Consider the following 20,182-nt stretch of genomic DNA (forward strand, 5'->3'; position numbering starts at 1 on the left):
CTGGCTTTGCGGGAAAATGCCGTCTCCCGTCGGGACTATCCGCCGAACAGCGGGAACACGCCGAGCAGCAATGCCGCCAGCAGTATGGCCAGGCAGATCAGTACCGCCCACTTGAGGGTGAAGCGCTGGTGGTCGCCGAACTCGACCTTGGCCAAACCCACCAGCAGGTAGGTGGAGGGCACCAGCGGGCTGAGCAGGTGCACCGGCTGGCCGACGATCGAGGCGCGGGCCATTTCCACCGGGCTGATGCCGTAATGGCTGGCGGCCTCGGCCAGCACCGGCAGCACGCCGAAGTAGAAGGCATCGTTGGACATGAAGAAGGTGAACGGCATGCTCACCAGCGCGGTGATCACCGCCAGGTATGGGCCCAGCGCCTCAGGAATCACCGCCAGCAGGCTTTTCGACATGGCTTCGACCATGCCGGTGCCGGACAGGATGCCGGTGAAGATGCCGGCGGCGAAGATCAGCCCGACCACCGCCAGGACGTTGCCGGCATGCGCGGCTACGCGCTCCTTCTGCTGCTGCAGGCAGGGGTAGTTGATGATCATGGCGATGCTGAAGGCGATCATGAACAGCACCGGCAGCGGCAGTAGGCCGGCGATCAGCGCCACCATCAGGGCGGCGGTGAGTGCGCCATTGACCCACAGCAATCTCGGCCGGCGCGCCTCCGGGTACTGCGAGACGCTGATCTCGGCGTGATTGTCCTGATCGTCCGGCAGGTGCAGCACGCCGAGGCGGGCGCGCTCGCGCTGGCCATAGACCCAGGCGATGCCGAACAGGGCGATGCAGCCGACCAGCATGGCCGGGATCATCGGCACGAAGATGTCCGACGGGTCGACGTGCAGGGCGCTGGCGGCGCGGGCGGTGGGGCCGCCCCAGGGGGTCATGTTCATGATGCCGCCGGCGAGGATGATCAGCCCGGCCATGATCAGCGGGCTCATGCCGAGGCGGCTGTACAGCGGCAGCATGGCGGCGACGCAGATCATGTAGGTGGTGGCGCCGTCGCCGTCGAGCGAGACGATCAGCGCCAGGGCAGCGGTGCCCATGGAGACTTTCAGCGGGTCGCCCTTGACCATGCGCAGGATGGCGCGCACGGCCGGGTCGAACAGGCCGGAGTCGATCATCAGGGCGAAGTAGAGGATGGCGAACATCAGCATCACGCCGGTCGGGGCGAGTTTGCCGATGCCTTCGAGCATCATCGGGCCGATGCCGGCGGCGAAGCCACCGATCAGGGCGAAGGTGATGGGCACGATGATCAGGGCGATCAGGGCGGACAGGCGCTTGGTCATGATCAGGTACATGAAGGTCATGACCATGGCGAAGCCGAGGAAGGTCAGCATCAGGCAGTCTCCGGACGGGCATGACCGACGCGGTGGCTGCGAGAATGCAGTGCGTGGGGAGCCCATCTTGTTGTTGTGGAAACGCCGGTCCGGGGCCGGCGGTCGACGGATGCTAGGGGCTCAAGCTTTCAGCGCGCTTTCGACGCAGTACCGTTCATGCCGCGAGGAGGATCAGCACCAGCGGCAGGCTGAGGGCGGCGAGCAGGGTCTGCAGGGTGATGATGCCGGCCATCAGGTGGCCGTCGCCGCCGAGCTGGCGGGTCAGCACATAGGCGGTGGGGGCGGTGGGCAAGGCGAAGAACAGCACCAGCACGTTGCTTTCCAGCGCCGGCAGGTGCAACGCCTTGGCTACGGCATAGGCCAGCAGTGGCATGGCCAGCAGGCGCAGGGTGCAGTTCCAGGCCAGGGCCGGCTTCTCGCCGCGCAGCTCCTGCGGCCGTAGCGCCGCCCCCACGCAGAGCAGGCCCAGCGGCAGGCTGGCGGCTGCCAGCAGGCTGAGCAGGCGGTCGCTGCCACCGGGCAGGCCGATGCCGAGCAGGTTGAACAGCATGCCGGCCAGGCAGGCGAGAATCAGCGGATTCTTCAGGATCGGCAGCAGCAGGCCGCTGAGGCTCACCGCGCGATCGGCACTCAGCGACCACACCGAGAGCACGTTCACCGCCGGCACCATCAGCGCCAGCAGCAAGGCGGCCAGCACCAGGCCGGGCTGGCCGTGCAGGCTGCCGATGGCGGCCAGGCCGAGGTAGGTGTTGAAGCGCAGGATGCCCTGGGTGAAGGCGCCGAAGCGCGCCGCTGGCCAGCCGCGCAGGCGGCGCACCAGCAACAGGGCCAGCCAGCCGCCACCGAGGCCGAGCAACACTGCCAGGGCCAGGCGCGGCAGGGCGGGGTTGTCCAGCGGTGCGCTGGCCAGGCTGCTGAACAGCAGGGCCGGGAACAGGATGAAGTAGTTGAGCCGCTCGGCGGCCGGCCAGAAGGCCTCGCCGGGGAAGTCGTGACGGCGCAGCAGGTAGCCGCCGACGATCAGGGCGAACAGCGGCCACAGCGAGTACAGGAGAACGGTCACGACGACATCCGTGCGGAAAGCATCGGGTCATCATGGGCAAGTGCGTCGGCGCGCGCTAGGGTGATGAGCAAGAGCGCGAGGAGTTCGCCATGACCGAGACCCACACCGGCGGCTGCCACTGCGGCCGCCTGCGCTACGCCTTAGCGGCGCCGCTGCAGGATATCGCCCACTGCCATTGCGCGATCTGCCGGCGCACCACCGGCGGCATCGTCACCACCTGGCTGACCCTGCCGCTGGCGAGCTTCCGCTGGACCCAGGGCAGTGCCGCCGCCTACGCCTCCTCGACCAGCTGTCTGCGCTATTTCTGCGCGCACTGCGGCTGTCACCTGGCGCTGTTCACTGCCCTCAGCCCGGATAGCCTGGACATCACCGTGGCCAGCCTCGATCACCCCGAGCAGGCGCCGGCCGACCGGCATATCTGGGTAGGCAGCCGCCTGCCCTGGCTGCAGCTGGACCCGGGGCTTCCCGAGGAGCATGAAGAGCAGCTGTAGACCTAAGGCAGAACCAGGCCGCCGCTAGCCTTGTGCAGCTCGCGCAGGTGCTGGCCGAGCTGCTTCAGGTTGCTCTCGCCGGCTTCGATCTCGGCCAGCAGCCTGGGCTCCAGCAGGTTGCGCACCTCTTTGTCGAGGTCGTCGCTGAGCTGGCGCAGCCTGAGCTGACGTTCGCTGCTGGCCGCTTCCAGTTGCTGCCACTCGGCGGGCTGCGGCAGGCCGTAGCCGGCGCTCAGCAGCTCGGCCGGGCGGCTGAGGAAGCCGCTGTTGGCGAGGATCTCGCGCAGGGTGGCGTCGGCTTCGACGAAGCGCCGGTCCTGCGGGTCGTCGCGGGCACCCAGGTAGCGCTGCTTGAGCTGTTCCTGGGCGAGCAGCAGCTGGCGGCGCAGGGCGGCCTGTTCGAGCAGCAACAGCGCGGCGCTGGCGCGCAGGTCGGCGCGCGGGAACCAGCGCGCGCGCTCGCGCGCCGGCAGGGTCAGCCAGTCTTCCACCGCCTGCTGCGGTAGGGTCAGGCGGCTACGCAGGATCTCGAACATGGCCTGGTAGCGGTCGCGGAAGGAGTCGAAGCGATAGCCCAGGCGCAGCGCCTCGCGCGGGTTGTCCAGCACACTGCGGTCGGCCAGGGCGCGGCCTTCGAGCAGGTCGAGCAGACCGTTGGGCATGATGCTGTCGAGGTCCTGCAGCTCACTGCGGCCGGTGCCGCTGCGCAGCAGCTTGAGGGTCTCCACCGCGCAGTTGTTGGAGAGGAACCAGTAGTCGCCGTCGTAGCTCCAGTGCAGTTCGGCGGAGCGCTGCACCAGGCCTTCGATCTCCTCGCGCGACAGGCGCAGCGGCACCGAGGACAGGCCGCGCAGCTCGACCTTGGTGTATTCCTCGATCACCTGTGCCAGCGGCAGGATGAACAGGCGCGACGGGTAGGCGCCGGTCAGGCCGTCCCAGCTGGACAGCTGCACGTCGCCGACGAAGGCGCGGTAGGACAGCACCAGGTGCTGGTCCAGATCCAGGCGGCAGGCCGGGCCGCGCGGCCGTCCCGGTGCGCAGACCACTAGGCGCAGCATGCTGTGGCCCCAGCGGCTGGCCCATTGCTGGTTGGGCTCGGCGAGCAGGTAGTCGACCTCGTAGACCCGCTCGGGATCAAGCCGGCCTAGCGGCTGGCGGGCGAAGTCGCGACCGGCGTTGAGGTAGGCGTAGTCGCTGCTGCACGCGGCCTGCTGCGCCGGTTGCCAGGCGAAGTGCTGGCGCAGATAGCGCTGCAGGGTGGGGCGGCGGCAGGCGTAGGTCGGGTCGAGGAGGAAGTACTCCATGTTCACCGCGACGAACTCGCGCGGGTTGCTCAGCTCGTAGCTGTCCGGCGAACGCGCCACCTGGCCGTTGTCCTGCTCGCGGGCGCCGCGCCGGCCGACCTGCTGCTGCCAGCCGGCCAGGTCGAGCAGCTGCGGGTCGTCGCTGAGGCTGAAGCGGCGGGCCTCCTGGCCGCGGCACTGGCCACGCTGGCCGACCGGGCCGTTGACCTCGCGTGCCTGGCGGCAGCGCCACTGCAGGCGGCGCTGGTCCTCCGGCCAGAGACCGGCGCGGTCGTACAGGTGGGTCAGCTCATGGATCACGGTGGCCAGCAGCTCGCGCTGCAGGGTGCCGTGGGTTCGGCCACTCGGCGCGGCGGCCTGTTGTGGATCGACCAGGCGCGGCAGCAACCCGGCATTCAGCACCAGAGCATCGCGGCGAGTGGTGCGGCCAAAGGCGGCTCGGGGCAGATCGCCTGACCAGCTCACCGTCACCTGGCGGTCGAGACGCTGGATGAAGCTTGGCGGCAGCGCCGCGCTGGCCTGGTCGAGCAGCGCCTGGCTGGCCTGGCGTTCGGCGCTGGACAGCCCGCTGGCATCCAGCTGCAGGCGTAGCCCGGCCTGGGCGCTGGCGCCGCTCAGCAGCAGGAGCGCGGCCAGCCAGCGCGCGGCACGCAGGCTCACAGGGCGAGGATAGCTTCGGCCAGCTGCTGGTCGGAGGCGTGGCGGGCTTCCGGCAGTTGTTCGCGCAGGGTGGCGAAGGCGGCTTCCAGGCGCGCGCCGCGGATATCGCCCTGGCTGGCGACGAAGCTGGCGGCATCGTCACGCGCGGCCAGCACCACCTTCATGTCACGCACCGAAGTGGTGGTGTCGGAGGTGAAGTCCAGGCTGCGGTCGAGGGCACGGACAAGGATGTTGCTGGTGGCCACCAGGGTCTGGGCCTGGGCGCCAGTGGCGAGGCAGAGGGTGGTGGCGAGGAGGAAAGGGAGTAGGCGGCTCATGGCGGTTCTAGAAAGGTTGTTTTAAGGGATACATTGGACCCGAATAGCTTCAGTTTACTCAACTCTGGCGTGGATGTTGCTGAAGCACGAGAGCAGTAACAGAGGAATTGCTTGTAGTTGAGAAATTGACCGATTGGTCATGCATGTCGATACGTACTCGCTATTGCAAGCTGAAGCGATAACTGATGCTATGCATGACCTCGCGACGAGTAGCTTTCATCCAGAAAGCTGCAATTTGTGGCGAATAACAATAATTCGAGTGCAATATCGTCGCGCGATGTCAACAACAAGCGATGCAGATGATTATTCTTGTTTGCTCCAAAATCAGCCAAGCCAGCATCCAGGCCTCTCTGGGCAAGCCGGAGTACAGCTATTACTTTCTGCTGAAAGAATTTTTGCCCGCACTCGAGCGATTCGCTCAAGTGGTGGTGCTGGATTCAGTGGCGGACGTCGATAGGCTTTACCATCACTACTCCGAAGCGGGTGAGACGGTGGTGTTCCTGAGTGTCAGCCCTCCCCATCAGACGCCGGTCGGACTGGACTGCCCTACGGTTTGCCTATTTGCTTGGGAGTTCGACTCTTTACCCGACCAGCCCTGGGACGGTGAGCCGCGTAATGACTGGCGCCATGTATTCCGCCATGTCGCTGGGGCAATTTGCACCAGCCGTGAGACGCAGCAACTGGTGGAGCGGTCGGCTCCGAGCTTTCCGGTTGCCGCTATCCCGGCGCCAGTTTGGGACCACTATGCCCATTTGATGGAAGCCGAAGGTCATTTGCCGCTGCTCGATGCGCGCTACTTTTCCTTCACCGGGTATTTAGTTGACAGCGCCATCCTGGGTCTTTCGGCCGACGGTCTGGTTCCGGAAACCAAGCATCTGGCGCCGGAAAACAATCCGTCGCACGAGGTCGTGCGTGAGGATTGCACGCCACCCCAGAAGGCACCGAATTTCTGGAACCTTTGCAAGCGCCTCTATCAGGACTGGCGCAACGAGCTGGCCTTGCCACGTGCGCCGCGTAGTTGCACCAATCCGCTGTCGCAGGACGCCGCTGATGTCGCCGATATGGCCGTCCCTGGGCAGCCAGCGGTACCGGCTGGCGTTCTGTTCACGCAAACACCGCTCAATCTGCAGGTAACTGGGGTTGTCTACACCACACTGTTGAACCCGGCGGATAGCCGCAAGAACTGGACAGAAATCCTTACGGCCTTCTGCTGGGCCTTCAAAGACGAGGCCGAGGCAACCTTGGTGGTTAAGATGACTCACTACGATTTGGAGTATTACCGGATCGTTTTGATCACCCTACTGTCGCGTCTGTCTCCATTCAAATGCAGAGTGCTGGTTGTGCATGGTTTTCTGGATGAAAGGCAGTATCAGGAGCTGATCAGGGCTACCAGCTACTACGTGAATGCTTCTTCCGGAGAGGGGCTGTGCCTGCCGCTGATGGAGTTCCTATCTGCGGGGTGCCCTGCTCTAGCACCAACTCATACTGCTATGGCCGACTATATCCGCGGCTCCCTGGCTTTTACGGTCGACTGCTCGCGAGAGCCCTTCTGCTGGCCACACGATCCTTCGGGAATCTACGTGACGCATCGCCACCGGCTGAACTGGGCCTCGCTGGTAGCGGCATTCAGGGAGAGCTTTCGGGTTGCGCGAGAGGAGCCGGAGCGCTATCGGGCGATGTCGCAGAGCGCTTATACGCAGTTACAGGGCTTTGCTTCGCAGCATCAGGTTGCTCAGCAACTGTCCGGCTTTATCCTGGCTTTGGACTCCGCTCGTGTTTCGGATAAGCGGCAAGGCACAACATGAAAATTCTCGCCTATTCGACTGTAAATGCCGAAACCATTGGCTCTAGCCTCGGCTTACCTGACTACAGCTATTACTTCGTTCTAAGAGACTTTCTGCCGGTGTTGCAGGAGTTGGCCGAAGTGGTAGTGGTGCGCGATCTGGCCGAAGTACCGAGCCTGCACGACGCGTGTGCTGCGGCCGGCGATGAGTGCGTACTGCTGTCGTTTACCCCGCCGCACAAGGCCCCCGCTGATTTGCCGTGCCAGGTCATTCCCGTGTTCGCTTGGGAGTTTTACAGCATACCCAATGAACGCTGGCAAGGTGACGACCGGCATAATTGGAGTGCCATGTTGGCTCGGCTAGGGATGGCCATTACGCACTCTGAGCTGATCGTACGCTGTGTGCGAGCCGAGCTGGGCGAGGATTACCCGATTTTTTCTATGCCATCGCCGGTATGGGACAAGTTTGCGGCTTTCCGGAGTGACAGGCGCGAGATCCCCGAGAAAGTCGTGATCAAGGTTGCTCAAGGGGTGATTGCGGATAGCTGGGACAAGGCCCTCAGCCCATATATCTCTGGGCAGGAGGCAATTGCCTGCGTGGTGCAGGCTATTCGGGAGCATGAAAGTGCTCTGCATCGGCAGCAGAAGCCCCAGGTTGCAGTTCCGGTATATCGGACCGATTCAGCAGCGGCAGTAAGCTGGCGGCACCTGCGTAAGGGACTGAAACAGGTCGTTCGGGCTGCGTGGCGCGCATTGGGGCGACGCCGCTCGGTTGCCATCGAGGGGCTGGAGCTTCGCGCCTCGGAAAGAGTAAAGCTGGAGCCCGGCAACCCTGTCGAGCCCCCACATCCCGGAGCCCAAGGTCTGGCGCCAAAAATGCCGACCTGGACCCCTGGTGAGTGCATCCTGGAACTGTCTGGCGTGGTATTTACCGCGTTGTTTAATCCCTACGATGGTCGCAAGAACTGGGCAGATATGTTGACCGCGTTCTGCTCGGCGTTCCGTTATACCGAAGACGCCACCCTGGTATTCAAGCTGGGGCATCGCGAGTACGAGTCGGCCATGCACGACATGCTGATTTGGCTGGCGCGGATGCCAAAGTTCAAATGCCGGGTCGTCTTGCTCCAGGGTTACCTTGAAGGCGAGGAGTTCGACAGCTTGATCCAGGCCAGCGCCTTCGCCGTGAACGCCTCGCATGGTGAGGGGCAATGTCTGCCCCTGATGGAGTTCCTTTCGTGTGGCAAGCCGGCCGTGGCGCCGCGTCACTCGGCGATGCTCGACTATATGGATGAGGATGTCGGTTTTGTCGTGTCGAGCTGGGAAGACGGTACGGCTTGGTCGCATGATCCGCGTTTGGCGTACCGTACATTACGCCATCAGATTAATTGGGATTCTTTACGTAGTGCTTATGTCGCGGCATATGACTGCTACCGGAAAAGTCCTGATGAATATCGGCGCCTCTCAGAAAATGCAATTCAGCGAATGCGCAGCCATTGCTCTATAGAAGTGACCAGAGAGCGGTTGGAAGCAATGTTTGATTCACTAAAGAAGAAGGGTGCGGTTTAAGATTTATATGCCCTCTCATATGTTAATTGTTACGCGCCCTTGCAGCGGTGATCGCGAATATTGGCCGGAGTCGCGTGGCTATTCAGGCCGTCCCTAATTTGCAGGAGTCGATGTGGTTAAGCGCGGAATCGGATACGGTAGCTATTTCCCCGCACTGGACGGTTTGCGTGGAGTGATGGCCATAGGGGTGGTTGTTGCGCATGTGAACTTAGCATGGTTTCCCGGTGCACCAATTATGATGGATGTGTTTTTTGTAATCTCTGGGTTTTTGATTACATTAATCCTTTTGCGAGGCATAGAAAAAACGGGTTCAGTAGCGCTCCTGGATTTTTGGAAGCGACGCTTACTGCGTCTTTACCCAGCGCTTTTGGTTGTGGTGCTGTCGAGCTTATTTGTCGCATCATTGTGCGTTGATGATCTGCTTTCAGTGGCTAAAGATGCACTTGCAACAGTTCTCTATTACTCGAACTGGACAAAGCTATATGGTTACACATATCCCGGAATGTTCGGTCATACGTGGTCGCTTTCGATTGAGGAGCAATTTTATTTGCTCTGGCCAATGCTGTTTGCATTAACATTGCGGGGAGGCCTTCGTGCTAGATGTGTATTGGTCATACTGGTTGCGCTCGCCGCTGGAGCAACGATCTGGCGATATTATTTAGTTAGTCAAGGTGCTCCGTGGTCACGTTTATATTATGCGCTTGAAACCCGAGTAGATGCTTTTGTGGTGGGCGGTGTGTTAGCGCTATTCTTTGCTAATTTACGCGAGCGAATAGAGCATTGGCTTTGGCATTATTTCCTCTGTTTTTGTTCGCTGGCGCTCTTGCTCTTGTTGGTCTTTGGGCGGCCGCGTGAGATTTACTATTTTTTCTGGCAGCAGTCATTAGTGCTGCTGCTCTCGGCGGCAGTTATTTTGCTGTTAACCTCATCTCGTGCCAGTATTCTTAAACGATTGTTCTGCGCGCGAATTTGCGTGTTTCTGGGGGAGCGTTGTTATAGTTTGTATTTATGGCACTGGCCGCTTATCTGGCTGCTTCTGGTGGAAACAACGGTAACGAAGGTCACTATACTGTTGATTGTTGTTCCGCTGACTATATTGTTGGCATCAATTACCTATACCTATATTGAGTCTCCATTTCTTTCGAAGGCTTACAATATGCGCAGGGATAAACGGGCAGTAGAGTGTTGATGGGGCCGGAAGAAGATTTCTAAGTTAAGCGAAAGCAAAGTTTATAATTTTGTCGGGGTCTAGTACTTAGGCTACTGCAGGTATATATAAGAATTTGCTTTTGGAAGGCTTGGGTGGCACCCGAATGTGGTTGGTTGTTCTGAGTTATAAAAATTCTGCAAGTGTGAAAAGAATTTTCCGGGGCGGCCGTTTAAGGAGCACTGAGAATTGTTAGACGCAGAGCTTTTTAGCCACAGAGATTCAGCTATGAAAGAAGGTTTATACGGCACTTCTATTCGGGCCGTTACCTCGCATAAAAATTACGCACGAGTCAGCTGTGTTGCTGGATCTAGGAAACTTTTTGCAATAAGGGAACGGCTGTATGCAAAACCGACGTAAATGGTGGCAACGGCTCTTCACTAATTCAGCCGATACAGCGCCGTATCAGGCTGCTGATAGATGCCAATGCTTACCTCCAGTCGATTCTCGCGACTGTGGTTTAGTCGATGCGATAATGGGAGGCTGGTTTCAGAACGCATCGGACGAGCTGTTTCGTGGCTTCCCAATATCGGCTGACGATGTGGTGTTGGATTTGGGCTGCGGTTATGGTGGCGCAACCCTTTTCAGTGCCCGCCGTGGAGCACATGTCATTTTCACCGATAGCGAAGCCGCCAAGGTTGAGGCTTTGAGAGATAGTGTTCGCGATACCCCAGCGCGAGAGGCTCAAGGAATTGTTTCGAATAGCCTGCCGCTCCCCTTAGAAGACAAAATTGCAAGCAAGATCATTGCCTTGGAGGTGTTGGAGCATGTGGACCAGCCTCTGGCGATCCTTCAGGAGTTAGTCCGCGTCGGCCGACCTGGGGCGCAGTACTTTATTTCGGTGCCCGATCAGCGCAGCGAAGAGCTACAGCGAGCCGTGGCTCCAGCGCTGCACTTCGAACCGCCTAATCATATAAACGTTTTTTCCCGCGAGGCTTTTGCTGAGCTGGTCGAATGTGCTGGTCTGATCATCGAGACGCGCGAGTACTACGGCTTCTACTGGACACTGTGGATGATGCTGTTCTGGGGCACTAAACAGGCCGAAGGGGTCGAATTTAGCGGCGCTACTCATGATCATTTGGATGGTCCTTTCCACCCGTTGTTAAACAGTTGGGCCTCTCTTTGGCACGCGACCATTAGCCTGCCAGGTGGAGACAAGCTTCGCGAAGCACTCGACCAATGCCTACCAAAAACTCAGATCATTCTGGCGCGGAAGCCGTTGGCTGATGGATAAGAGGGGCTAGTGCGTCAAGATCCAACATGGCCTATCAACATTGCTGAGTGATTTCAGGGAGCGATCTGAGATGGACTGTGCTTAGTGCTCCAGTCATACAATCAATCAGGGATTATTAATGTTCACTACTATTAAGAAGTTCTTCGGTATGCCTCTATCCGCAGTGCAAGTAGTGCCTGAAGAATCTGAGAAGGATAACGCCGAGCCTGTTCCGGCCGACTTCACGCTGCTTGATGCAAGTCTAAGCGGCTGGTTTCGTGAGGAAACTGGTGAGTTACTGGAAGGCTTCCCTGTCAGACCAGGCGATCATGTGGTGGATGTCGGCTGCGGTGAAGGTGTATTTATTGCGTTCTGTGCTCGGCTCGGTGCGGAGGTAACTTATGCAGATATTGATGAGGCCAGGGTTGACGCTGTCACCGCCAAACTACAAGGCTCGAATGCGCGTGCTATCCATCCGCTAGTCAGCGATGCAAGTCCGCTTCCGTTACCGGACAATTATGCTGACAAGGTCATTGCCATGGAGGTCATGGAGCATGTGGATAACCCGTCAGCTTTTCTTAAGGAGTTGGTCCGGGTCGGAAAACCCGGTGCACTTTTTCTTCTGAGTGTGCCCGATGCGGGTAGCGAACGAGTGCAGCAGCATCTGGCTCCCCCAGGGCATTTCGAAAAGCCCAATCATATCAACGTATTTGATCGGGAAACCTTTGAGCGACTGGTGACTGAAGCTGGTCTTGTGGTAGAGCGCAAGGCCTATTACGGCTTTTATTGGTCGATATTCTGGGCACTGTTTTGGACCTGCGACCAAGATCTATCGCCTCCATGGCACCCGTTGCTGGAAAGCTGGGCTAGGACTTGGGATATGGTGCTGAAGATGCGTGACGGACCGCGAATTAAGAGGGCGCTGGATGAGGCGCTGCCCAAGAGCCAGGCAATTATAGCAAGAAAGCCTAGTTGATGATAAGGCTAAAAGTTACTATCGAATTGGATAAATTTTTAAAAAGGAAAGCTCAAAATGACACAAAGTACATATTCAGATACTGATGATGCGCTTGTATCATCTATTGGTAACGCATTTGAGGCGTGGGTTGAATTTGAGTCATATATATTTCGTAGGATCGATCAGGATAAATCAATAGTAAGATCGAGCTTGTTGAATGTGGGGGCGGGAAGATTAGTTACAGGGGCCGAGCTTCCTTTTTTCAAGAGCTTCAGGGATTGTTACTTGGCCGAGCCCGATGACGCCAGGCGACAACAGCTTTCTACAAATCTTTTTGGGTTACCTGCCAAGATATTATCCGAAAGAATTGAGGAGTTATCCCCAAATACTCATGAGTGCGTTGACTTCGTTCTTTGCAAGTACGTGCTTCAGCACATAGAGACCGGCAAATTGGATGAGTGCTTTTTAAATTTGAAGTCAATGGTTAAGCCTGGGGGGCGTATCGGTTTATTTACTTCATTTTCATCCGAAGCTGATGATTTTTATCAGCTAATAATTGCGGATGATGATATAAATGAAGTTCCTGCGCAGCTGAGAGAGACTCTAGCAGGAGGTCATAAAATAGCTGAAGATGTTTTCAATGACCTGCTATCCAGAGCTCAAAAATTCTCATTTATTGCTACGCATCATTTCAGTATCAACTCGTTGAGAAAGTATTTCCAAGGCTGGCGTGTTTCTATAGTTTTCGGCCCATATGACGTAGCATATTTAGAAGCTGCCGCACCATGAGAGGCTTGCCCAACTATGGTCAGCGAGTTTCCCTAATGCGCAGACTCGGGAGTGTTGGGCAGGAATATATTCGTATATTTACGCTCGGAAGCTGCCGGGGCCGGAAAATGATGGGGTGCTGTATTACTGGACGCCTTGCTTTTCTGCTTGTGATTGGTTTGGTGACCTATTTTTGGTGGCCGGCTATATGGGATGGGCAGGTTGCTCTCCATACAGACTCGGGGACTCTGTTCACGCCGATGCTGTCACTTTTGTCGGCAGCATTGAATGGCGGAGATTCGTTTCTGTGGGCCAGTAAAATCTATGGTGGGCACCCGCTTTTTGCAGAGGGGCAGGCCGGAGCTGCCAGTCCGGTCAATATTCTAGTGGCTTACTTGTTCGACCCTGATTACGGAGCGGGGTTGCTGCACTATATATACATGCTTGTTGGCGGGGCGGGAGTCTATGCGTTATGCCGTGTACTGGGCATTACGCGCTGGTCTTCTGTCTTTGCTTGCCTGATTGTTATTTTTTCGGGCACCTGGTTGCACAGTGCTCACAACCTGGCTATCACCAGCTCGCTGGCCTGGGCGCCTTGGCTAATGGTCGCGGTTGAGTCCTGGCTGAAGTCGCCAAGTGTCGCCAGGGGGGGCTTTCTTGCCATTCCGGCGACACTGATGGTGTTTTCCGGCTATCCACAAATTGCCCATGGGGCGGCAATCTATATAGCCGTTTCTCTGGTTACCATTTTTCTCTCTCGTGGTGATCGGAGCGACATGGGCGCGAAGTGGAAGAAGTATCTGGTAACCGGTCTTCTGGGCGTGGTCATCGCATTCGGCTTATCGGCTATCCAACTGTTGCCGTTGGTCGAGCTGGTTGGTCAGTCGCATCGTGTTAATGGTATTACGATGCCTTTCGGCGGGTTGACACCTCTATCGGAATATCTCAAGGGAGTTTTTTATCTTCACCCGGTAGACGGTGTCCATCGGATGACGGCAAGCCTGTGTAGTTTAATAGGTGCAGCCTTGGCTGTGCTTGTAGTGTTTTTCAAGTTCCACTCGCGGGTTTGGGCGCACGTGCTCGCGGGGTTTATATTGTTTAACTTGAGTATTGAATATGCCTCGCCGATTTTTAGGCTGGTGTATGACTATCATCTTATTCCCGGGCTGCATAATTATAGGATTTTCCATCCGCTTATGGGCATCGCTGTGCTTGGCTTTGCCGTTGCCGGGGGGTATTCGCTGGACTGTTTGAAAGCAGGCACGACGGCGTCTCTGAATCGGCTGTTCATGACGAACAGAGTGCTGTTTCTGCTGGCGGGCGGTGTCTATGTTGCTGCTATGGCGCTGCTTGCAACCGTAGGCTTTGATAACAAGTTGTCGGTTTTTGCTTCAGTATGTTTCTTTCTTTTGCTTGGCATTGTCGCCGTGCTGGGCCTCTTCAAACGATGGCGACTGATACCTGCTGCGGCGGTGCTGGTTTTGACTGTTGAGGTATTGGTTGTGCGTTCGCATCCGTTTAACTTCTTTCCGCCAGAGATTACCCGCCCTCCAGAGGTAGTTGAAAGGATACGTAAAACTCCCGATTATCTTGAATACCGCACCAGGATGTCTGCCTCGGGTGGTTTAATGACTCTGATGGCCGGCAATAATCCAAGTGTGGGGGCAGCTTATACCCGGTTTGCGAAAATTCTCCCTCACTTTGTTGGCCTGGCGTGGGGAGTGCCTTCTGATGACGGTTGGCTGGCTTTGCCGATGAAGCGACGGTTACTGGTCGATGGGGTTTTATCGAAAGAGCTTGCTGGTGAAGTGGTGGAGGGGACTCGGCTATTGGATACGCTAGGTGTTCGATACATATCGTTTGACTCGGAAGTTAATGTTCCTGGCTTGAGGCTGTTTGATAAAGATACTGTAGATAATATCTTTTATTATGAGAACACGCAGGCTAAGCCAAAATTTCAAGTGTATGGCCAAGCGCTCAGCGTGGCAGACGCAGCGTCTGCGGCTGATAAGATTCATTCGACCCCTGAGGGCTGTCTGATTCTTGAGTATGGCCTGACATCAGTTGGTGGTCATGGGGGGCTTGCATGTGATGTCATTAATACGGTTGTTGCAAAGATCGATATCCACAAGGCCAGTTCAACGCACTACTCCTTGCGGGTAAACTCCGATAGAGATGCTTGGCTTTTCATCGCCGATGCGAATTACCCAGGATGGGTGGCTATCGTCAATGACGAGTCTCGGGAGGTATTTAATGCGCAAGTTCTTGGGAAGGCCGTCAGGATAAATGCGGGCCAGAATATTGTTGAAGTCAGCTATGTTCCTCGGTCGTTCTACATCGGAGCCGCTATTTCTGCGGTAACGAGTCTCTTGCTTGCTCTGTTTGCGCTCTATGGCTTTTGTCGGCGAATTAATCTGAGGCGGATCGTTTCCGCAAAAACTTATTAAGCCCTGTCGGGGCAGACTAGTAAATAGCATCAATTGCCGGATGTTTTAGGCGGTTAGCTCAGGTTGTCTGCGGCTTAGGCTCTGGTTTTCCATGTGGTAGTGGGGGAATTTATTCATGCGTATCTCAAACCGTAAACGTGTTCTGGTCACCGGTGGGGCTGGTTTTTTAGGCTCGCATCTGTGCCAGCGATTGTTGGCTGATGGCTGTGACGTTATCTGTGCCGACAATTTCTACAGCGGCACAAAGGACAATATTGCGCACCTATTGGGTAACCCGCACTTCGAGCTGCTACGCCACGATGTCACCTTCCCGCTCTATGTTGAGGTCGATGAGATCTACAATCTGGCCTGTCCGGCTTCACCCGTACATTACCAGCGTGATCCGGTGCAGACCACCAAGACCAGTGTGCATGGCGCGATCAATATGCTTGGCCTAGCCAGGCGTACGGGTGCGAAGATCCTGCAAGCGTCCACCAGTGAGGTGTATGGCGATCCGCAGGTCCACCCGCAAACCGAAGATTACTGGGGGCATGTCAATACAACAGGCATTCGCTCCTGCTACGACGAAGGCAAGCGCTGCGCCGAGACGCTGTTCTTCGATTATCAACGCCAACACGCCCTGAACATTAAGGTGGTGCGCATCTTCAACACCTATGGGCCGCGGATGCACCCCAACGATGGTCGGGTGGTGAGTAACTTCATCGTCCAGGCGCTGCGTGGCGAGGACATTACCATTTATGGGGACGGCGCCCAGACGCGCAGCTTTTGCTATGTCGACGATCTGATCGAGGGTTTCTTGCGCATGATGGCGAGCCCGACTGAAGTCACCGGGCCGATCAACATGGGCAATCCTGCCGAGTTCACCATCCGTGAGCTGGCAGAAATGGTTCTGCGCATGGTGGGCGGCAACTCGCGTCTGGTGCAGCAGCCCTTGCCGCAGGATGATCCACGCCAGCGGCAGCCGGACATCACACTGGCGCGCCATCATTTGGGCTGGGCGCCGCAGGTCAGACTGGAGCAGGGCCTAGAGAAAACAGTAGCCTATTTCCGGGAGTTTCTGAGCCTATGAACTTCGCCGATCACAACCTGATCATCGTCACCCCTGTATATGAAGACGTCGAAGCGAGTAGCCGCCTGTTCATGGAGCTGGCGGCCCAATTCAAGCGGGATGTTTTTGTGGTGGCCGTCGATGACGGTTCGGTGAAGCAGCCGCTGGAAATCTCTAGTCTTGAGAGGGCCGGCGTCGATGGGGCGATTCTGAAGCTGCGCCGCAATGTCGGCCACCAGCGGGCCATATCCATTGGGCTTGGCTTTGTGTCCGAGCATGTGCAGTCTCACCAGGCGGTGGTGGTGATGGACTCCGATGGTGAGGATCTGCCCTCCACTATCCCTACGCTCCTGGCCTCGCTTGCCTCGGATGAGGTCGACGTCGTGGTGGCGCAACGTAAGCGCCGGGTCGAGACGCTGCGCTTCAAGCTGTTCTATGCCGTTTACAAGCGCTTCTTCAAGCTGATGACCGGGCGTGCCATCAGTTTCGGAAATTTCATGGCGATCAAGACCAAGGCGGTCAAACGTCTGGTGGTTATGCAAGAACTGCCTATTCATGTGGCGGGTGCGGTGTTGGCGTCGAAACTACGTACCGGGGCGTGCTCAATTGATCGGGGGCCGCGTTATGCGGGGCAGTCGAAAATGAATTTTGTTGGTTTGGTGTTGCACGGCTTTAAGGGGCTGATGGTGTTCGCCGAGGATGTACTGGTACGGGTGGGTATTGCCTGTGCGCTGATCGCCGGTATGTCCGTTGCCGGGATTCTCGCTGCCGTCTTCCTCAAGCTAATCGGCTTCTCCACGCCTGGCTGGTTCTCGGTTGCACTGGGCATCCTCTTGCTGATGCTGCTGCAGACGGGCGCCCTGGCCTTGATGACCCTGATGCTGACGGGGGTTGTGCGAGGAGGAACTGTGACAACGCCGGTGGCCTATCACGACTTCGTCGAGCAGATCACCAAGACAACAAGGCAGCCGGTCGCAGCATGAAGCGGCATGCCTTTGAACTGCTGCGTTATGGCATCAATGGTGTGGCGGCCACCGCTGTGCATTTTGCGGTGCTGTCGTTCAACCTGAATGTACTGGGTTTCCAGTCAGCGGGAGTGGCCAACATGCTGGCCGCAGTATTTGGCATAACGGCTTCGTTTATTGGCAGCCGCTATTTTGTCTTCCCGCGCACGGGCGACACCATCATTGCACAAGCTGTGAAGTTTAGTGGACTGTATGGTGTGATTGCATTGCTGCATGGCCTGATCCTGCTTGTCTGGACGGACTGGTACGGACTTGACTACAAGCCTGGGTTTCTGATTGCAACGGTAGCTCAGATATCCATGAGATATTTCGGTAACAAATTTTTGGTATTCAAAGTATGAAGCTAGTTCGCGCCATCGTGGCGGGTGCACTGTTCGTGGCGCTGCTGCTTGTCATTTATTATGTTCATATCTCCTTCTTCAACGTGAATGTCGTATTTTATGCTGCCATTGGTGATGGAGTAGTGGCTGCATTTGTCACGGCGGCGTTGTTGTTCGGTGTTGATTATTTTCGGGTTTTCGGTGGGTTTGAAAAGACACTATTGCTGGTGATTTTTCTGCTAGGGGGATACTCATTCGCCATATCGGTGCCAGCCGTAATTGATAGATCACTTTCATTTTATATCCTTGAGAAACTACAGCAGCGGGGCGGAGCCATTAAGCAGGATAGTTTCGAGCAGGTATTCACTCAGGAATACGTCAAGGAGCATCGTCTAGTGGATGTGCGGCTGACGGAGCAGCTCGAATCCGGAACCATCGTGATCGAGAATGGTTGTGTCAAACTCACGGAGAAGGGGGGGGCAATTGCAAGTTTCGGTCGTTACTTTAGAGCTCATTGGTTGCCAAAAAAACGACTACTGATGGGGCAATATACGGATGATTTGACTGACCCGTTTCGCAAAAGTGCTGAGTCGATGGACTATATCTGTTGGTAGCCTGTAGATGAAAAGTAGACTGTATCTATTGTGGGTTGTTGCGTTATTTGCTTGTGCTTTTTTAATTGTGCCGCTTAGGCAGTTGCACGGATTAGCGCTTATTCCTGGCGATATCGGCGATGCGCGCCTGAATAATTACTTTCTGGAAAATATTTACCAATTTTTCTTCGGCGAGTCTGAGTCGCTCTGGCATCCGGGATTTTTTTCTCCTTTTCCTTATGTGTTGGGCTTTTCGGACAATTTGTTCGGCTCGGCCCCTGTTTATCTATTGGTCCGCATCTTTGTAGAGCAATCTGATACCGCTTTTCAACTCTGGTTCTTGCTGGGCTATGCTGCGAATTTTGCCGCCGCCTATTATGCATTGCGCATTATGGGCGGCAGCCCGCTGGCCTCATCGGTAGGTGCATTAATTTTTGCCTTTGCCTTACCGACGACAGCGCATGCTGGCCATGCCCAGCTGCACTATCGCTTTGGCGTGCCACTTGCCATGGCATTCTTCACTCTTTTTCTGGAGCAGAAGAAATATCGGCTCCTGGTAATTTCGGGCGGCTGGCTGGTCTGGCAATTTTACACCGGGATCTACATCGGGTTCTTTACTCTTTTGTTGCTCGCAGCCGGAGCCGGCATGCACATCATCTACTGTCGATATAGGCTTGCGCAGCCTGTAGTGCAGGCACTCCGCGAGTTTTGTACGCAGTGGCACAATCAGTCTCGTTATGAGAAGTGGCAAATATTGGTGGGTCTAGCCGGATTGCTGATTGCGCTGGTGGTGCTGTTTTATCCCTATATCCAGGTGTCTATGCTCTATGGCGCCGAACGCTCCTGGGGTGAGATAGCGATGATGCTGCCTCGGCCGCAAAGCTATTTTCTCTCCGACGGGTCCTACTTTTGGTCTTGGCCAGAAGCAGAAATCTTCAAGGATATTCCGATGCGCCATGAACATCAGATGTTCATGGGGGCAATTCCGATGTTGTTAGCTGCCATGGGGTTGCTCGTGGGCGCGCACAGGGGCAGTGTGCACGCCTCTACGGTGATGGCGGGCGTCCTGCTGGGGCTGATTATCCTGACACTGTACGCTGGAGGGTTTAGCCTTTGGTATGTCTTACACAATTTGCCGCTTGCTTCTGCTATTCGTGTAATGACTCGTCTGGATCAGGTATTACTCTTCCCGGTAGCCTATCTTGTGGTGCAGGCCATCGATTACTCTCGAGAAAAATGGCGATGGGGTAGTCGGCTCGTCGTATTAGTTGTCTTGCCGCTGATGCTTCTCGAGTCTGCGGCTACCTCCATGTATGTCAGCAATAAAAATGAATGGCGTGATCGCTTATCACTGATTGAGGCATCCGTGCCTGAGAGTGTAAGTTCCGACTCCATAATGTTCTTTGCTCAGCGCCAGGGCCCGTATTTCGCAGACGAGTTGGATGCTATGTGGGTTTCGCTGCGGTATGGTGTTAAGACACTGAATGGTTACTCCGGGTTTTCTCCACCTGGCTACACCTCGGAGTATGGGAAGGACTGTGCTGAGCTGCCAAGACGGGTGACTTCATTCATGTCGTTCGCGGACGAGAATAATGATGAGAGTGCGTACCGTGAGTTAATGAAGAAGATTGTTTCCGTTGGTTTTGAAGGTTGCGATCCGTTGTGGATGGAAAACATTCCGGGCAGTGTCTCGTTTGTGGGGCGCCAATATACCCAAGAGGAAGTTCGTAAGCTGGCTTACCGTTTCGATAGTGTGAGTAGGTCTGATGGTAAAGCTATTGTTCGCTTAAGTGTGCTTAATGCTGGTAATTTGGCTATTGCTGCCGGCTCCCGCACTAATACGCCGGTGCGTATTTCTTGGCGATTCCTAGATGCCACTGGGCGGCCTGCATCTGGTTGGGATGCACGCATGGGTTTGCCATTTGATATTCCGGCCAAGGGTGAGTTGTCGGTTAGTCTACCAATTGATTCAAGTATGGAAATCAGGGGTGGCAGCTTGCAAGTTTCTTTGGTGCAGGAAGGCATTTTCTGGGCGCACGACATTGGCGTACAGCCGCTCACGATTCCTTGGCAATAGGC

The 20,182-nt window shown here is 56.5% G+C and carries 17 protein-coding genes; 13 read left to right on the forward strand and 4 right to left on the reverse strand.

The features are described 5' to 3' along the window. Window positions 1-35: 35 nt before the first annotated feature. The gene (locus tag PA6_RS10680) at window positions 36-1,340 is read right to left on the reverse strand and encodes a CitMHS family transporter (protein WP_021700930.1); all 1,305 of its coding nucleotides are present in this window, start codon (window positions 1,338-1,340) and stop codon (window positions 36-38) included. A 154-nt stretch (window positions 1,341-1,494) separates the two neighbouring features. After that, on the reverse strand, window positions 1,495-2,403 hold the full coding sequence (locus PA6_RS10685; protein WP_021700931.1) for an AEC family transporter: 909 nt from the start codon (window positions 2,401-2,403) through the stop codon (window positions 1,495-1,497). 89 nt (window positions 2,404-2,492) lie between these two features. Here PA6_RS10685 and PA6_RS10690 point away from each other — a divergent pair, with 89 nt between their 5' ends. Further along, window positions 2,493-2,894 carry a GFA family protein gene (locus tag PA6_RS10690; protein ID WP_021700932.1) on the forward strand — a complete coding sequence of 134 codons (402 nt, stop codon included), beginning with the start codon at window positions 2,493-2,495 and terminating at the stop codon, window positions 2,892-2,894. A gap of 2 nt (window positions 2,895-2,896) precedes the next feature. On the opposite strand, the gene PA6_RS10695 is transcribed toward PA6_RS10690, so the two are convergent. Beyond that, window positions 2,897-4,858 (reverse strand): DUF7844 domain-containing protein, encoded by a 1,962-nt coding sequence (locus tag PA6_RS10695; protein ID WP_021700933.1) that lies wholly within the window; start codon window positions 4,856-4,858, stop codon window positions 2,897-2,899. Then, window positions 4,855-5,175 carry a DUF2388 domain-containing protein gene (locus tag PA6_RS10700; RefSeq protein ID WP_021700934.1) on the reverse strand — a complete coding sequence of 107 codons (321 nt, stop codon included), beginning with the start codon at window positions 5,173-5,175 and terminating at the stop codon, window positions 4,855-4,857. The genes PA6_RS10695 and PA6_RS10700 overlap by 4 nt, the downstream gene beginning before the upstream one ends. 293 nt (window positions 5,176-5,468) lie before the next feature. On the opposite strand from PA6_RS10700, the gene PA6_RS10705 reads away from it, so the two are divergent. The 12 genes from PA6_RS10705 (at window position 5,469) to PA6_RS10750 (ending at window position 20,180) form a co-directional block, all read left to right on the forward strand. Continuing rightward, window positions 5,469-6,980, forward strand: a complete 1,512-nt coding sequence (locus PA6_RS10705) for a glycosyltransferase (protein WP_021700935.1) — start codon at window positions 5,469-5,471, stop codon at window positions 6,978-6,980. After that, window positions 6,977-8,524 carry a glycosyltransferase family protein gene (locus PA6_RS10710; RefSeq protein ID WP_021700936.1) on the forward strand — a complete coding sequence of 516 codons (1,548 nt, stop codon included), beginning with the start codon at window positions 6,977-6,979 and terminating at the stop codon, window positions 8,522-8,524. The genes PA6_RS10705 and PA6_RS10710 overlap by 4 nt, the downstream gene beginning before the upstream one ends. A gap of 112 nt (window positions 8,525-8,636) precedes the next feature. After that, window positions 8,637-9,713, forward strand: a complete 1,077-nt coding sequence (locus PA6_RS22790; RefSeq protein WP_081693972.1) for an acyltransferase family protein — start codon at window positions 8,637-8,639, stop codon at window positions 9,711-9,713. 361 nt (window positions 9,714-10,074) lie between these two features. Continuing rightward, entirely contained in the window at window positions 10,075-10,965 is an 891-nt protein-coding gene (locus PA6_RS10715; protein ID WP_043216538.1) for a class I SAM-dependent methyltransferase, read from the forward strand. Window positions 10,966-11,083: 118 nt separating this feature from the next. Then, window positions 11,084-11,920, forward strand: a complete 837-nt coding sequence (locus PA6_RS22795) for a class I SAM-dependent methyltransferase (protein ID WP_021700938.1) — start codon at window positions 11,084-11,086, stop codon at window positions 11,918-11,920. Window positions 11,921-11,977: 57 nt separating this feature from the next. Next, window positions 11,978-12,691: a methyltransferase domain-containing protein gene (locus tag PA6_RS22800; protein WP_021700939.1), complete on the forward strand. Its 714-nt coding sequence runs from the start codon at window positions 11,978-11,980 to the stop codon at window positions 12,689-12,691. Between the two features lie 35 nt (window positions 12,692-12,726). Next, window positions 12,727-15,117 carry a YfhO family protein gene (locus tag PA6_RS10725; RefSeq protein ID WP_162149677.1) on the forward strand — a complete coding sequence of 797 codons (2,391 nt, stop codon included), beginning with the start codon at window positions 12,727-12,729 and terminating at the stop codon, window positions 15,115-15,117. A 115-nt stretch (window positions 15,118-15,232) separates the two neighbouring features. Further along, window positions 15,233-16,186, forward strand: a complete 954-nt coding sequence (locus tag PA6_RS10730; protein WP_021700941.1) for a UDP-glucuronic acid decarboxylase family protein — start codon at window positions 15,233-15,235, stop codon at window positions 16,184-16,186. Beyond that, complete coding sequence (locus tag PA6_RS10735; RefSeq protein WP_021700942.1) at window positions 16,183-17,148, forward strand: glycosyltransferase; 966 nt, start codon at window positions 16,183-16,185, stop codon at window positions 17,146-17,148. Before PA6_RS10730 ends, PA6_RS10735 begins: the two co-directional genes overlap by 4 nt. Next, the gene (locus PA6_RS10740; protein WP_021700943.1) at window positions 17,145-17,531 is read left to right on the forward strand and encodes a GtrA family protein; all 387 of its coding nucleotides are present in this window, start codon (window positions 17,145-17,147) and stop codon (window positions 17,529-17,531) included. The genes PA6_RS10735 and PA6_RS10740 overlap by 4 nt, the downstream gene beginning before the upstream one ends. Next, entirely contained in the window at window positions 17,528-18,124 is a 597-nt protein-coding gene (locus tag PA6_RS10745; RefSeq protein ID WP_021700944.1) for a hypothetical protein, read from the forward strand. Before PA6_RS10740 ends, PA6_RS10745 begins: the two co-directional genes overlap by 4 nt. Window positions 18,125-18,131: 7 nt before the next feature. After that, the gene (locus tag PA6_RS10750; protein WP_021700945.1) at window positions 18,132-20,180 is read left to right on the forward strand and encodes a hypothetical protein; all 2,049 of its coding nucleotides are present in this window, start codon (window positions 18,132-18,134) and stop codon (window positions 20,178-20,180) included. Window positions 20,181-20,182: the final 2 nt, after the last annotated feature.

Origin of the sequence: Aquipseudomonas alcaligenes NBRC 14159 (genome assembly GCF_000467105.1) — a bacterium.
In the GTDB taxonomy this organism is placed as follows: domain Bacteria; phylum Pseudomonadota; class Gammaproteobacteria; order Pseudomonadales; family Pseudomonadaceae; genus Aquipseudomonas; species Aquipseudomonas alcaligenes.

Excerpts from the sequence above, each read along its gene's own strand:
- PA6_RS10680 (WP_021700930.1), bottom strand. The coding sequence starts at position 1,340 with ATGCTGACCTTCCTCGGCTTCGCCATGGTCATGACCTTCATGTACCTG.
- PA6_RS10690 (WP_021700932.1), top strand. The coding sequence starts at position 2,493 with ATGACCGAGACCCACACCGGCGGCTGCCACTGCGGCCGCCTGCGCTAC.
- PA6_RS10700 (WP_021700934.1), bottom strand. The coding sequence starts at position 5,175 with ATGAGCCGCCTACTCCCTTTCCTCCTCGCCACCACCCTCTGCCTCGCC.
- PA6_RS10705 (WP_021700935.1), top strand. The coding sequence starts at position 5,469 with ATGCAGATGATTATTCTTGTTTGCTCCAAAATCAGCCAAGCCAGCATC.
- PA6_RS10710 (WP_021700936.1), top strand. The coding sequence starts at position 6,977 with ATGAAAATTCTCGCCTATTCGACTGTAAATGCCGAAACCATTGGCTCT.
- PA6_RS10715 (WP_043216538.1), top strand. The coding sequence starts at position 10,075 with ATGCAAAACCGACGTAAATGGTGGCAACGGCTCTTCACTAATTCAGCC.
- PA6_RS22795 (WP_021700938.1), top strand. The coding sequence starts at position 11,084 with ATGTTCACTACTATTAAGAAGTTCTTCGGTATGCCTCTATCCGCAGTG.
- PA6_RS22800 (WP_021700939.1), top strand. The coding sequence starts at position 11,978 with ATGACACAAAGTACATATTCAGATACTGATGATGCGCTTGTATCATCT.
- PA6_RS10725 (WP_162149677.1), top strand. The coding sequence starts at position 12,727 with ATGCGCAGACTCGGGAGTGTTGGGCAGGAATATATTCGTATATTTACG.
- PA6_RS10730 (WP_021700941.1), top strand. The coding sequence starts at position 15,233 with ATGCGTATCTCAAACCGTAAACGTGTTCTGGTCACCGGTGGGGCTGGT.
- PA6_RS10735 (WP_021700942.1), top strand. The coding sequence starts at position 16,183 with ATGAACTTCGCCGATCACAACCTGATCATCGTCACCCCTGTATATGAA.
- PA6_RS10740 (WP_021700943.1), top strand. The coding sequence starts at position 17,145 with ATGAAGCGGCATGCCTTTGAACTGCTGCGTTATGGCATCAATGGTGTG.
- PA6_RS10745 (WP_021700944.1), top strand. The coding sequence starts at position 17,528 with ATGAAGCTAGTTCGCGCCATCGTGGCGGGTGCACTGTTCGTGGCGCTG.
- PA6_RS10750 (WP_021700945.1), top strand. The coding sequence starts at position 18,132 with ATGAAAAGTAGACTGTATCTATTGTGGGTTGTTGCGTTATTTGCTTGT.